The following is a 12,428-nucleotide window of genomic DNA, read 5'->3' as shown; positions in this document are numbered from 1 at the left end:
CAGCGCAACACTCGGTTTACTGGCTGGACCACAAACAATAAAAGAGGTGCATATGGCAGGTTTCGATAAACGCGTGGCGTCCTATGAAGAAGCGCTGGCAGGCCTGGAAGACGGCATGACCGTACTCTCCGGTGGCTTTGGCCTGTGCGGCATCCCGGAAAACCTCATCGCCGAAATCAAGCGCAAAGGCACCCGCGACCTCACGGTCGTCTCCAACAACTGCGGCGTCGATGGCTTTGGCCTGGGTGTGTTGCTCGAAGAAAAACAGATCAGCAAGGTCATCGCCTCCTATGTCGGTGAAAACGCCCTGTTCGAGAAACAACTGCTCAGCGGTGAAATCGAAGTGGTGCTCACGCCCCAGGGCACCCTCGCGGAGAAAATGCGCGCAGGCGGCGCCGGCATTCCAGCGTTCTTTACCGCCACCGGTGTTGGCACGCCCGTCGCCGAAGGCAAGGAAACCCGCGAATTCAACGGCCGCCCATACCTGATGGAAGAATCCATCACTGGCGACTTTGCCATCGTCAAAGGCTGGAAAGCCGACCATTTCGGCAACGTCATCTACCGCCACACCGCCCAGAACTTCAACCCGCTGGCCGCCACCGCCGGCAAGATCACCGTGGTCGAAGTCGAGGAAATCGTCGAACCGGGCGAGCTGGACCCGGCGCAGATCCACACCCCTGGCATCTACGTCGACCGGATTATCTGCGGCACCTTCGAGAAGCGCATCGAACAGCGCACTGTCCGTAAATAATCTGCCTCCAGCCCGAACAATAAGGACACCTAAAATGGCTCTTACCCGCGAACAAATGGCTCAACGCGTCGCCCGCGAAATGCAGGACGGCTTCTACGTCAACCTCGGCATCGGCATCCCGACCCTGGTGGCCAACTACATTCCCGAAGGCATGGAAGTGATGCTGCAATCGGAAAACGGCCTGTTGGGCATGGGACCGTTTCCTACCGAAGACACCATCGATGCCGACATGATCAACGCCGGCAAGCAGACCGTCACCGCCCGCATCGGCGCCTCGATTTTCTCCTCGGCCGAGTCCTTTGCGATGATTCGCGGCGGCCACGTTGACCTCACGGTGCTCGGCGCCTTTGAAGTGGACGTACACGGCAACATCGCTTCGTGGATGATTCCTGGCAAGCTGGTCAAGGGCATGGGCGGCGCCATGGACCTGGTGGCCGGCGCAGAAAACATCATCGTGATCATGACCCACGCCTCCAAGGACGGTGAGTCCAAGTTGCTCAGCCAGTGCAGCCTGCCGCTGACCGGCGCCAACTGCATCAAGCGCGTGCTGACGGATTTGGCCTACCTGGAAATCGAAAATGGCGCTTTTGTCCTCAAGGAACGCGCACCTGGCGTCAGTGTTGAAGAGATTGTGAGCAAGACCGCCGGTAAACTGATCGTCCCGGACCACGTTCCAGAAATGCACTTCCAGTGAGGACAGATTCCATGCAAGACGTCGTGATTGTTGCTGCCACCCGCACCGCCGTGGGCAGCTTTCAAGGGGCCCTGGCCGGCATTCCGGCACCGGAACTGGGCGCCGCCGTGATCCGCCGCCTGCTGGAGCAAACGGGCCTGGACCCTGCACAAGTAGACGAAGTGATCCTTGGCCAGGTGCTGACCGCAGGCTCCGGCCAGAACCCGGCGCGCCAGGCGTCGATCCTCGCCGGCCTGCCCCACGCAGTGCCCAGCCTGACCTTGAACAAAGTCTGCGGCTCGGGCCTCAAGGCCCTGCACCTGGGTGCACAGGCCATCCGTTGCGGTGACGCCGAGGTGATCATCGCCGGCGGCATGGAAAACATGAGCCTGGCCCCCTACGTGCTGCCCGCCGCCCGCACCGGCCTGCGCATGGGGCACGCGAAGATGGTCGACAGCATGATCAGCGACGGCCTGTGGGATGCGTTCAACGACTACCACATGGGCATCACCGCTGAGAACCTGGTGGACAAGTACGGCATCAGCCGTGAAGCCCAGGACGCCTTCGCCGCCGCCTCCCAGCAAAAAGCTGCCGCCGCCATTGAAGCCGGGCGTTTTGCCGATGAAATCACACCGATCCTGATCCCCCAGCGCAAGGGCGACCCGATTGCCTTTAGCGTGGACGAACAACCCCGCGCCGGCACCACCGCCGAGTCCCTGGGCAAGCTCAAGCCGGCTTTCAAGAAAGACGGCAGCGTCACCGCCGGCAACGCGTCGAGCCTCAACGACGGCGCCGCCGCGGTGTTGCTGATGAGTGCCGATAAAGCCAAGGCCCTCGGCCTGCCAGTGCTGGCGCGGATTGCCAGCTATGCCAACGCAGGTGTCGATCCGGCGATCATGGGCATTGGCCCGGTGTCCGCGACCCGTCGCTGCCTGGACAAGGCCGGCTGGCAGTTGGCCGACCTGGACCTGATCGAAGCCAACGAAGCCTTCGCCGCACAGGCGCTGGCAGTGGGCAAGGAACTGGAGTGGAACGCGGCCAAGGTCAACGTCAATGGCGGCGCGATTGCCATCGGCCATCCGATTGGCGCCTCAGGCTGTCGGGTGCTGGTGACCCTGCTGCATGAAATGCTCAAGCGCGATGCCAAGAAAGGCCTGGCGACCTTGTGCATCGGCGGCGGCCAGGGCGTGGCACTGGCCCTTGAGCGCGACTGATTCAACGAGCAACACGGAAAAGGCCCGGCTCCACGAAAAGCCGGGCCTTTTTTGCCTATACCGTCCAGTGTGGGAGCTGGCTTGCCTGCGATAGCGGTGGGGCAGTCCCCGGCAGCATTGACTGTTACCCCGCTATCGCAGGAAAGCCAGCTCCTACATTAGATCTCTATCGTCAATTGGATTGCGGCACGGCAAACACCGCATTGGCCCGCACCACCACCTTTTCCCCCACCTGCAGACTGACCGTGGCAAACGCCATCTGCCGCCCGCGCTTGTGGTGCTCCAACTGCACCTCGATCCACTCCCCCACCTGCACAGCCCCCAAATAATCGAGGGTCATGCTCGCGGTAATCAACGGCAACGGCGGGTCACTGGAAAACGCCATGGCATAGCCCATGCCGACATCCGCCAGGGTCGCCAGCACGCCGCCATGCACCGTGCCGCGCCCGTTGGCGTGGCGGTTGTCGGCGCGCAGGCCCAGTTGCAACCGCAGGCCTTCGCCACGGCAATACACCGGGCCCAGCAAATCCAGGAGCGGGCTGCTACGGGGTAAGGGAATAAAACCTTCAGGGATATCCGCCATGGTAGATCGTCCTTGTGGCCGGGCATGAGGTTTAACCCGTGTCGCTCATGGCAGCCAGCATGATCAACCGGGTAAATCAGTGTCGATAAGCCCACACCTGCTTTGCGTTCGCCGGGCAAATTCGCTTTAATCGCCGCGCACTGTATCCCGCACACTTGAAGGAACCGCCATGCGCCACCTGGAAGGCAGATCGACTGCATTGATGTTATTGACCGCCCTGCTGCTTGGCGGCTGTTCGCCCAAGGAATATTCCGAAGCCACGCTGATCAATGGCGAACAGGGCCGGGCCGGCGCGCAGTTGGCCTATGAACACGAGTTGAGCCTGGCGATGCCGGTGGCCCTGCTGGCCCCGCGCATGCAGGCTACCCGCCAGGCCTGTGAGTCGGCGCAGTTTGGCGCCTGCAATATCCTGCGGATCGAAGAGAACAGCGACGGCGGCATGATCGTGCTGCGCATTGCCCCAAGCGGGGTCGAACCGCTGGTGAAGATGGCGGCCGAGGGCGGGCAACTGGGGCAACGCATCACCAGCGCCGAAGATCTGGCCGACGCAGTGGCCGATGTGCGTCGCCGCCAGGAGCGCTTGCAGGCCCAGCAAAAACGCCTGGATGAACTGGCCGCACGCAAGGACATCACCGTGGGCGACCTGATCACCCTCACCAAAGAACAGGCCGCCATCGAAAACGAGCTGCAGGAGCTGGCGCAGATCGCCGCCGGCCAGCAGCGGCGCCTGGACACCAACCGCGTGACCCTGAATTTCCGCCCCTCCGACGGCGAGCATCAGCAATCACGTTTTGCGCGGATGTTCGGCAACCTGGGCGACAACCTGGTCGACGGCACCGCCGATGCCCTGGAACGCTCCAGCTATGTGCTGCCGTTTGTGATCCTCGCGTTCCCGGTGTTGTGGCTGTGGGTCTGGTTGTGGCGCAAGCTGGTCAAGCGCCGCCCTTGACCTCAGCGCTGCATGCAGCGCTGGTAACGCTCATCCACGCGCTTGGCGAACCAGGCGGTGGTGAGGTTGCGGGTGATCTTCGGGCTCTTGAGCACAATCCCCGGCAGGATCGCCCGTGGCAGCGGCTTGCCTTCGGCTTTCTCGGCCAGGGCAAATACCCGCTGGTACAGGGTGGTCTGTTCAAAGTCCAGGCGGTCACCCTGCTCCAACTGGCTGCGAATGCTCGGGTTGCGCATGTCCAGCTTCTTGCCCAGGGAACGCACCGCCAGCTCCGTGGTGCCGGGCATGATCGAGCCGTAGCGGATCAAATCGCCATCTAGCGCCAGGCGGGTCCCGGAAGCGCGGCTGACCGCAGCCTGGAACGCGGCATTGCGGCTGGCGTACCACCCGGCGTTAAAGTCCGCAAAGCGATACAGCGGCTGCGCGTAGCTCACCGGATAACCCAACAAATGGGCGATGCCGAAGTACATGCCGCCACGCCGGGTAAACACTTCGCGGCGAATGCTTCCGTCTACGGTGTAGGGATAATCCCGGGCCTGCTGCTCGGCGAAGGCAATGCTCACCTGCATCGGGCCTGCGGTATGCACCGGGTTGAAACTGCCGAACAAGGTACGGCCCAATGGCACGCTGCCGATAAAGTCGTCAAAGATCCCACTCAGGTCCTTCTCGGTACGCGCAGCACTCAGACGCTCGGCGTAGGACTTACCCGTGGGCGAACGCAGTTGCAGCGCGGTGCGCACCAGCACGGCCGGCACATGCACCTTGGCTGCACGCTTGAGGATTTCATCCTGGGCGATCTTGCCCATGTTCGGCACCGGCGGGTCGACCTGGTAGGTGGACTCTTGCTCGGTCACCGCCAGGACCGCGCAGATATTTTCGGTGCTGGGGTAGATTTTCTGGCTGTCGAAGGCGGTGTAGATGTCCTGGGCCCAGCCGGCGCGATCGGCCACCTTGGCCGGCAGCAACCGCACGATCTGCGCCTTGACCTCGGTTTCACTGCGCTCTGGAAGCTGCTGGCCGCGTTGTGTCGAACAGCCGGCCAGCACCAGTAAGGCGGCCAGGCAGAGAGTCAGCCGGGATGAAAGCATGCGGGGAGTGTCCTGTGAGTCGCTGAAAGCGCCCACTATCTCACAAACCCACACCCACCCCCTGTAGGAGCGGGCTGGCCCGCGATGGCGTCCTCAAGCCGGCGCCCACAGTACATGCACCGGGATCAGATACCGGCGAGCGCCAGGTCCATCGCAAAGTAGGTAAAGATCAGGTCCGCACCGGCACGCTTGATCGACCCCAGGGTCTCGCGCACCACCCGCGCTTCGTCGATGGCCCCGGCCTGGGCGCCGAACTTGATCATCGCGTATTCGCCACTGACCTGGTACGCCGCCACCGGCAAGCGCGAGGCTTCGCGGATGTCGCGGATGATATCCAGGTAGGCACCGGCCGGCTTGACCATCAGCGAGTCGGCACCTTCCTGCTCGTCCAGCAGGGATTCGCGCACTGCTTCGCGGCGGTTCATCGGGTTCATCTGGTAGCTTTTGCGGTCGCCCTTCAGTGCACTGCCGCCTGCCTCGCGGAACGGGCCATACAGGGCCGAGGCGAATTTGGTGGAGTACGCCATGATCGGGATATGGCTGAACCCGGCCGCGTCCAGGGCCCGGCGAATGGCCTGGACCTGGCCGTCCATCGCGGCCGACGGCGCGATCACATCGGCACCGGCACGGGCGGCCGCCACCGCTTGCTTGCCCAGGTTGGCCAGGGTGCGGTCGTTGTCCACTTCATTGCCGTGCATCACGCCGCAATGACCGTGGTCGGTGTATTCACAAAAGCAGGTGTCAGACATCACGATCATTTCCGGCACCGCGTCCTTGCAGATCGCCGACATGCGCGACACCAGCCCGCGCTCGTTCCAGGTGTCGCTGCCGCTGGCATCCAGGTGATGGGACACGCCGAATGTCATGACCGACTTGATCCCGGCGTGGGCAAAGCGCTCGATTTCACTGGCCAGTTTCGATTCGGGGATGCGCATCACGCCGGGCATGCTGGTAATCGGCACGAAATCGTCGATTTCTTCCTCGACGAAAATCGGCAACACCAGGTCATTGAGGGTGAATTCGGTCTCCTGGAACAGGCTGCGCAGCTCGGGGGAACGGCGTAGGCGGCGGGAACGGGTTTCGGGGAACTGACTGGACATGCATGCTCCTGAAAAAAACAGGCGAAAAAACCTAGGGGCGAAAGCTTATGCCCTACGCACCCATCAGAACAAACGCTGGGGAACAACAGTTTATTCCCCTGGCGGTAACAATTGCATTGACCTACAGCCGTAGACAGCCCTCTATGCAGAGCGTCACGGCACCACCGATCCAGACATCATCACCTTGCTGGGCGACACGGATCCGCCCGACGCGGCCCATGGCCGTGCCCTGGCTGACCACATACTCGTCGGGCGCCAGGCCTTCGCCTAGCAGCCACTGCGCCAGGCCGGCATTCAGGCTGCCAGTGGCCGGGTCTTCCGGCGCACCATCACCGGCAATGAACGCCCGCACCTCAAACTGCGCATCAACCTCATCGCGGGCAGGGTCACACGGGGCAATCACGCCCACCGCCAGCCCCAGCAACTTTGAATAGTCCGGCTGCAAAGCCAGTACCGCCTGCCGATCAGTCAACATCAGGGCCAGCCAGCCCGCGCCGTTATCGACCCATTGGCTGCGAAGGATCGCCTCGGGCTCAAGGTTCAGGGCAAGACGCACACGCTCCAGCAACTCAACATCCAACGGGCCCGAACGGAGCAAGGGCGGTGCGATAAACGCCAACTCGTCACCCTCGCGGCGGATGCGCACCAAGCCGATCTCGCACTCCTGGATGATCTCGCTGCCCCGGGGTACACCACCGGCGTGCAGCCACGCCTGGCAACTGCCCAGGGTTGGGTGGCCGGCGAACGGCAGCTCCTGCACGGTGGTGAAAATGCGCACCCCGTAATCCGCACGCGGGTCGCGTGGTTGCAGCAGGAACGTGGTTTCGCTGAGGTTGGTCCACTTGGCGAAGTCGGCCATCTGCTGGTCGCTGAGGCTATCGGCGCCCAGCACCACTGCCAGTGGGTTGCCCTTGAGGGCCACGCTGCTGAATACGTCCAGTTGCTTGAAATCGAAAGTCGGCATGGGTCAACTCGGAATATTCAGACCACGGATCACCGCCGGCCGGGCGACAAAACCATCCAGCGCGCGCAGCACATTGGGGAAGTCGCTGATGCCCACCAGCTCGCCCGACTCATAGAAGCCAATCAGGTTGCGGATCCAGGGAAAGGTGGCGATATCGGCGATGCTGTACTCATCGCCCATGATCCAGCTGCGGCCCAGCAGGCGCGTTTCCAGCACCGCCAGCAGGCGTCGGGCTTCAGCGGCATAGCGGTCGCGGGGGCGTTTGTCTTCGTAGGCTTTGCCGGCGAATTTATTGAAGAAACCGACCTGGCCGAACATCGGCCCGATCCCGCCCATCTGGAACATCAGCCATTGCAGGGTTTCGTAGCGCGCGGCGGGGGCCTGGGGCAGCAGTTGCGCGGTTTTTTCCGCCAGGTAGATCAGGATCGCCCCCGACTCGAACAACGCCAGCGGTTCACCGCCCGGGCCGTTGGGGTCGATGATCGCCGGGATCTTGTTGTTGGGGTTCAGGGACAGGAACTCGGGCGAGAGCTGGTCCTGGGTGTCGAAGCTGACCTTGTGCGCCTCATACGCCAGGCCCACCTCTTCGAGCATGATCGACACCTTGACGCCATTGGGGGTCGCCAGCGAGTACAACTGCAGGCGCTCGGGATGCTGGGCTGGCCATTTGGCAGTGATCGGGAAAGCAGAGAGCGAAGTCATCGAGAGGCCCCAAGGCGAAAAATCCCATGATAGTCGCCTGGTTGCCGGCCTGCATCAGACTTTAATCCGCAACATCCGCCGGTTAATCTCTGGCCGCCAGCGAACCAAAATGCCCTGGTGCACTCTTAGAGGCGCTTGAACGGGTGAATGGAAGCATACCGTCATACTCATGGAAAATCGCACGATGCTCGGAGCGTCGCTGTGGCTGGGCCTTGCGGTCTTGATCCGATACACAGAAGACCGACCCCCAAATGAAAATCAAGCCTCCGGGCCTTGGCAAACGCTTTAAACAATATGCTTACTTGATGTTACCGACAGCCTTCGTAGGCGGTGCCTTGATGCTGGCCTTTGAAGCCCGCGAAAGCAGTGCCGAACCCAAGAACGGCGTGCAAACCCTGGTCTTTTTACGCCATGGCGAAAAGCCCGCTGGCGGCCTGGGCCAACTCAATTGCCAGGGCCTCAACCGCGCGATGAACCTGGCCACGGTACTGCCGGAAAAATTCGGTGCCGCCGATTTTGTGTTCGCGGCCAACCCGACACGCAATGTCGAAGAAGGCGAGTTCGACAATTCCTACAGCTACATTCGCCCGTTGATGACCATCAGCCCCAGCGCGATCAAACTCGGGCTGCCGGTGAACATCGAGTTCTCCGCCAACGACACCAGCGACCTGGCGGATGAGTTGATGCATGACAAGTACCACAACGCCACCATCTACACCGCGTGGTCCCACGGCTATCTGCCGGAGTTGATCAACAAGGTGGCCAGCGAAGCAGTCGGTGAGAAGTACACCATCACCGACGACTGGTCCGGCGGCGACTTCGACAGCCTGTACGTGCTGACCCTCACCTGGCAGAACGGCAAGGCCAGCCTGCTCAGCCGCAATGACAAGCAAGGGCTGGATAACGGCTTGCACACGTGCCCGGATGCGACGCACATAGCCGCCGACACCTGACACCGGGACCGCGTATGATGCGTCGCTATCGACTTATCTGCGGATCTTGACCATGTCTAACCTCACCTCTGCCAGCCCTGTACGCGGCTGGTCTTTCTGGTGGAAACCGGCGCTGTTCCTGTTGGTGGCCTGCGTCGGCCTGTATTACGTGAAGTGGTCGCCCTACTACTTCAAGGCCTTCGTCGCGGCCGACAGCCATAGCATCGGCAACTCGATTCTCAATGACCAGCAAGGCTCGCCCTTGGCGGCGGCCCTGGCCTATGCCCAGGTGTATTTCCTGGCGATCTGGAAAGCTGCCGTGCTGGCGGTGATTCTCGGCTCGTTGTTGCAGGTATTGATTCCCCGGGACTGGCTGTTGCGCCTGTTTGGCCGCGCCGGGCTGGGCTCCACGGTACGCGGCGGGCTATTCGCCCTGCCGGGCATGATGTGCAGTTGCTGCGCCGCGCCAGTGGCTGCCGGCATGCGCCGCCAGCAAGTGTCGGTGGGCGCCGCCCTGGCATTCTGGATGGCCAACCCGGTGCTCAACCCGGCGACCCTGGTGTTCATGGGCTTTGTCCTGGGCTGGGATTTTGCCGCCCTGCGGCTGGTGGCCGGCATCGTGCTGGTGATTGGCGTTGCGCTGGTCGCCCAACGCATCGCCCGGCCGGAGCAGGTGCCACAGGTGGCGCTGGAGGCCGTGGCCAACGTCAGCGGCGCCGAGACCCAGCCGTTCCTCAGCCGCTGGCTGCGGACCCTGTGGCAGTTGTTCTGGAGCACTATCCCGGTGTACATCCTGGCGGTGCTGTTGCTGGGCGCCGCGCGGGTGTGGCTGTTCCCCCATGTGGACGGGGCGATGGCCGACAGCCTGCTGTGGCTGGTGCCGCTGGCGATTGTCGGCACCCTGTTTGTGATTCCCACGGCCGCGGAAATCCCCATCGTGCAAACCATGATGGCCCTGGGCCTGGGCACCGGGCCGGCAGTGGCGCTCTTGATGACCCTGCCGAGTGTGAGCCTGCCGTCGCTGTTGATGCTGCGCAAGGATTTCGATACGCGGGTGCTGGTGACGGTGGCCGGGCTGACCATGCTGATGGGTGTGGTGTGTGGGTTGGTGGCGGTGGTGGTTCTTTAGTTGCTCGGTGAATGTTAGGGCCCTATCGCGAGCAAGCCCGCTCCCACATTTTGAATGTATTCACCGTCCAAAATGTGGGAGCGGGCTTGCTCGCGATGAGGCCCTAGAAACCACCCCATCACCCGCGCCGGGCAGCACGCTCGCGCAAATACTCCAGCACCGCCGCCTGCTCCCCGGCAAACTCGATCCGCGCGCCCTTCTTCTCACGCTGGAACGCGTACATCGGGTCGTAGTACTCACGCAGCCCGACAATCCACCCGCGATGCAAATCCACGTTCCCCGAGCGGGCCTGCTCGGCCAGGGCTTCCTGCATCAGCCCGTGCAAGCGCTGGTAGCGCTCCCCACCCAGACGCTTGTGGATATTGGCCAGACTCTGCACCAGGCGCTCGGCAAACAGGGTGAACCCCGCTTCGCCAAACTCGGCGTTGAATTGCGCGCACAGGTCAATGACATAGTCGCGCAGAACCCGCTCGACGCGGTTTTCCAGGCTCTCTTCCAGCCATACCATCGGATACGCCTGCATGCCCCGGTGCAGGTTCAGCGGCAAGGCGCAGCTGCCGATCATGCGGCTTTCGTCCTCAAGCACAAACTGCTCGATACCCCGCGCGCGCTTTTTCAGCACGTCCACCGCCAGGCGGTTTTCAAAATCGATATTCGACGGCTGGCCCGTGGCACGTTTGCCAAAGCTGGAGCCCCGGTGATTGGCATGGCCCTCCAGGTCCAGGCCATTGTGCAACTGATGGAGCACCTCGGTCTTGCCACTGCCGGTCAGGCCACCCAGCAACACGAAATCGCATTGCTCGACCGCCTGGTCCACGGTCTCCAGCAAGAAGGTACGCATGGCCTTGTAGCCACCGCCGACCCGGGGATAGTCGATGCCCGCCTCGTCCTTGAGCACCTTCTGCACCAAGTGCGAGCGCAAGCCGCCCCGGAAGCAATACAGGTAACCGTCAGGGTTGGCCCGGGCAAACGCGGCCCAGCGCGCCAGCCGCTCCTGCAACGTCGCGCCACTGACCAACTGATGCCCCAGCACAATCGCCGCCTGCTGCCCCTGCTGCTTATAGCAAGTGCCTACCCGCTGGCGTTCGTCGTCGTTCATCAAGGGCAGGTTGACCACGCCGGGGAACGCGCCCTTGACGAATTCGACCGGGGCACGGGTATCCATCATCGGCCGGTCATTGAGAAAGATGTCGCGGTAATCGGTGATGTCGATGGGCATCAAGACACCTCTACCGCGTTGCTCTGTCGCTCAACCAACTGGCCAATGGGCGCAAGGTTCAGCCCCAGTTCGGCGGCGGCCGCCAGAAACTCGGCTTCACCCTGCGGCGTGACCGCCACCAACAGCCCGCCACTGGTTTGCGGGTCGCACAGCACGCGCTTGTGCAACTCGGTGAGACGGCCCAACTGGCTGGCATAGCTGTCGAAATTGCGCAACGTACCGCCGGGCACGCAGCCCTGGTCCAGGTAGTACTCGACCCCCGGCAGGCGTGGGACTTTTTCGTATTCGATAAGCGCGGTCAACCCGCTGCCGTCCGCCATTTCCACCAGGTGCCCGAGCAGGCCGAAACCGGTCACATCGGTCATGGCGGTAACGCCGGCCAGCTTGCCAAAACGGCTGCCGGGCGTGTTGAGGGTGCACATCCAGTCCCGCGCCAGGCCGATATCGGCTTCGCGCAGTTTGCCCTTCTTCTCGGCCGTGGTGAGGATGCCGATGCCCAGGGGTTTGGTCAGGTACAGGCGGCAGCCGGCGGTGGCGGTGTCGTTGCGCTTCATATGGCGCTTGTGTACCAGCCCGGTGACGGCCAGGCCGAAGATCGGCTCCGGGGCGTCGATGGAATGGCCGCCGGCCAGGGGAATGCCCGCCGCGTCGCACACCGAGCGGCCACCGCGAATCACTTCCCGGGCGATTTCCGGGGCCAGCACATTGACCGGCCAGCCGAGAATGGCGATGGCCATCAACGGATCGCCGCCCATGGCGTAGATATCGCTGATGGCGTTGGTGGCGGCAATGCGCCCGAAATCGAAGGGATCATCGACGATCGGCATGAAAAAGTCGGTGGTGGACACCACCCCGCGCTCGTCATCGATGGCGTACACCGCCGCGTCGTCCCGCGAGGCATTGCCCACCCAGAGCTTGGGGTCGAGGTTCTGCGCGCCGCTGCCGGCGAGGATCACTTCCAGCACCTGCGGCGAAATCTTGCAGCCGCAACCGGCACCGTGGCTGTACTGGGTCAGGCGAATCGGCTCGTTCATGGTGGACCTCAAGCTATCAAGTGCGGGGATTCTAACAGACAGCAAAAGGCCGGCTGGGCTCTTGTGAGCGCAGCCGGCCTTGGGGGCCTG

The 12,428-nt window shown here is 62.8% G+C and carries 13 protein-coding genes; 6 read left to right on the top strand and 7 right to left on the bottom strand.

What is annotated here, in order from left to right:
* The first annotated feature begins 52 nt into the window (after window positions 1-52).
* The 3 genes from AO268_RS05865 to AO268_RS05855 are packed head-to-tail and all read left to right on the top strand — an operon-like array spanning window position 53 to window position 2,638.
* Complete coding sequence (locus AO268_RS05865; protein ID WP_010211319.1) at window positions 53-751, top strand: CoA transferase subunit A; 699 nt, start codon at window positions 53-55, stop codon at window positions 749-751.
* A gap of 34 nt (window positions 752-785) precedes the next feature.
* Complete coding sequence (locus AO268_RS05860; RefSeq protein ID WP_027603173.1) at window positions 786-1,445, top strand: CoA transferase subunit B; 660 nt, start codon at window positions 786-788, stop codon at window positions 1,443-1,445.
* A gap of 11 nt (window positions 1,446-1,456) precedes the next feature.
* On the top strand, window positions 1,457-2,638 hold the full coding sequence (locus AO268_RS05855) for an acetyl-CoA C-acetyltransferase (protein ID WP_099168144.1): 1,182 nt from the start codon (window positions 1,457-1,459) through the stop codon (window positions 2,636-2,638).
* A gap of 172 nt (window positions 2,639-2,810) precedes the next feature.
* Here the strand turns inward: AO268_RS05855 and AO268_RS05850 are convergent, their stop codons facing one another.
* Window positions 2,811-3,221: a PaaI family thioesterase gene (locus AO268_RS05850; RefSeq protein WP_099168143.1), complete on the bottom strand. Its 411-nt coding sequence runs from the start codon at window positions 3,219-3,221 to the stop codon at window positions 2,811-2,813.
* Between the two features lie 169 nt (window positions 3,222-3,390).
* Here AO268_RS05850 and AO268_RS05845 point away from each other — a divergent pair, with 169 nt between their 5' ends.
* Window positions 3,391-4,170, top strand: a complete 780-nt coding sequence (locus tag AO268_RS05845) for a DUF4349 domain-containing protein (protein ID WP_099168142.1) — start codon at window positions 3,391-3,393, stop codon at window positions 4,168-4,170.
* A gap of 2 nt (window positions 4,171-4,172) precedes the next feature.
* On the opposite strand, the gene AO268_RS05840 is transcribed toward AO268_RS05845, so the two are convergent.
* From AO268_RS05840 to AO268_RS05825, 4 genes are all read right to left on the bottom strand, one after another.
* Entirely contained in the window at window positions 4,173-5,258 is a 1,086-nt protein-coding gene (locus AO268_RS05840; RefSeq protein WP_076962572.1) for a DUF1615 domain-containing protein, read from the bottom strand.
* 125 nt (window positions 5,259-5,383) lie between these two features.
* Entirely contained in the window at window positions 5,384-6,358 is a 975-nt protein-coding gene (gene hemB / locus AO268_RS05835; RefSeq protein ID WP_099168141.1) for a porphobilinogen synthase, read from the bottom strand.
* 121 nt (window positions 6,359-6,479) lie between these two features.
* Window positions 6,480-7,322 (bottom strand): PhzF family phenazine biosynthesis protein, encoded by an 843-nt coding sequence (locus AO268_RS05830; protein ID WP_099168140.1) that lies wholly within the window; start codon window positions 7,320-7,322, stop codon window positions 6,480-6,482.
* Window positions 7,323-7,325: 3 nt separating this feature from the next.
* The gene (locus AO268_RS05825; RefSeq protein WP_099168139.1) at window positions 7,326-8,024 is read right to left on the bottom strand and encodes a glutathione S-transferase N-terminal domain-containing protein; all 699 of its coding nucleotides are present in this window, start codon (window positions 8,022-8,024) and stop codon (window positions 7,326-7,328) included.
* A gap of 251 nt (window positions 8,025-8,275) precedes the next feature.
* Here AO268_RS05825 and AO268_RS05820 point away from each other — a divergent pair, with 251 nt between their 5' ends.
* The gene (locus tag AO268_RS05820) at window positions 8,276-8,977 is read left to right on the top strand and encodes a histidine phosphatase family protein (RefSeq protein ID WP_076962569.1); all 702 of its coding nucleotides are present in this window, start codon (window positions 8,276-8,278) and stop codon (window positions 8,975-8,977) included.
* A gap of 52 nt (window positions 8,978-9,029) precedes the next feature.
* Window positions 9,030-10,085: a permease gene (locus tag AO268_RS05815; protein ID WP_076962568.1), complete on the top strand. Its 1,056-nt coding sequence runs from the start codon at window positions 9,030-9,032 to the stop codon at window positions 10,083-10,085.
* A gap of 118 nt (window positions 10,086-10,203) precedes the next feature.
* Here AO268_RS05815 and mnmH read toward each other — a convergent pair whose 3' ends face one another.
* A complete protein-coding gene (gene mnmH, locus AO268_RS05810; protein ID WP_076962567.1) occupies window positions 10,204-11,304 on the bottom strand; it encodes a tRNA 2-selenouridine(34) synthase MnmH in 1,101 nt (366 codons plus the stop codon).
* Window positions 11,304-12,338 carry a selenide, water dikinase SelD gene (gene selD, locus AO268_RS05805; RefSeq protein ID WP_099168138.1) on the bottom strand — a complete coding sequence of 345 codons (1,035 nt, stop codon included), beginning with the start codon at window positions 12,336-12,338 and terminating at the stop codon, window positions 11,304-11,306. The genes mnmH and selD overlap by 1 nt, the downstream gene beginning before the upstream one ends.
* Window positions 12,339-12,428 lie beyond the last annotated feature (90 nt).

Source organism: Pseudomonas sp. ICMP 8385 (assembly GCF_002699915.1).
GTDB lineage: Bacteria > Pseudomonadota > Gammaproteobacteria > Pseudomonadales > Pseudomonadaceae > Aquipseudomonas > Aquipseudomonas gessardii.
This window is presented reverse-complemented; position numbering and strand designations above follow the sequence as displayed.

What these genes read in the sequence shown, in the direction of transcription:
- AO268_RS05865 (WP_010211319.1), top strand. Translation starts at nt 53, where the DNA reads ATGGCAGGTTTCGATAAACGCGTGGCGTCCTATGAAGAAGCGCTGGCA.
- AO268_RS05860 (WP_027603173.1), top strand. Translation starts at nt 786, where the DNA reads ATGGCTCTTACCCGCGAACAAATGGCTCAACGCGTCGCCCGCGAAATG.
- AO268_RS05855 (WP_099168144.1), top strand. Translation starts at nt 1,457, where the DNA reads ATGCAAGACGTCGTGATTGTTGCTGCCACCCGCACCGCCGTGGGCAGC.
- AO268_RS05850 (WP_099168143.1), bottom strand. Translation starts at nt 3,221, where the DNA reads ATGGCGGATATCCCTGAAGGTTTTATTCCCTTACCCCGTAGCAGCCCG.
- AO268_RS05845 (WP_099168142.1), top strand. Translation starts at nt 3,391, where the DNA reads ATGCGCCACCTGGAAGGCAGATCGACTGCATTGATGTTATTGACCGCC.
- AO268_RS05840 (WP_076962572.1), bottom strand. Translation starts at nt 5,258, where the DNA reads ATGCTTTCATCCCGGCTGACTCTCTGCCTGGCCGCCTTACTGGTGCTG.
- hemB (WP_099168141.1), bottom strand. Translation starts at nt 6,358, where the DNA reads ATGTCCAGTCAGTTCCCCGAAACCCGTTCCCGCCGCCTACGCCGTTCC.
- AO268_RS05830 (WP_099168140.1), bottom strand. Translation starts at nt 7,322, where the DNA reads ATGCCGACTTTCGATTTCAAGCAACTGGACGTATTCAGCAGCGTGGCC.
- AO268_RS05825 (WP_099168139.1), bottom strand. Translation starts at nt 8,024, where the DNA reads ATGACTTCGCTCTCTGCTTTCCCGATCACTGCCAAATGGCCAGCCCAG.
- AO268_RS05820 (WP_076962569.1), top strand. Translation starts at nt 8,276, where the DNA reads ATGAAAATCAAGCCTCCGGGCCTTGGCAAACGCTTTAAACAATATGCT.
- AO268_RS05815 (WP_076962568.1), top strand. Translation starts at nt 9,030, where the DNA reads ATGTCTAACCTCACCTCTGCCAGCCCTGTACGCGGCTGGTCTTTCTGG.
- mnmH (WP_076962567.1), bottom strand. Translation starts at nt 11,304, where the DNA reads ATGCCCATCGACATCACCGATTACCGCGACATCTTTCTCAATGACCGG.
- selD (WP_099168138.1), bottom strand. Translation starts at nt 12,338, where the DNA reads ATGAACGAGCCGATTCGCCTGACCCAGTACAGCCACGGTGCCGGTTGC.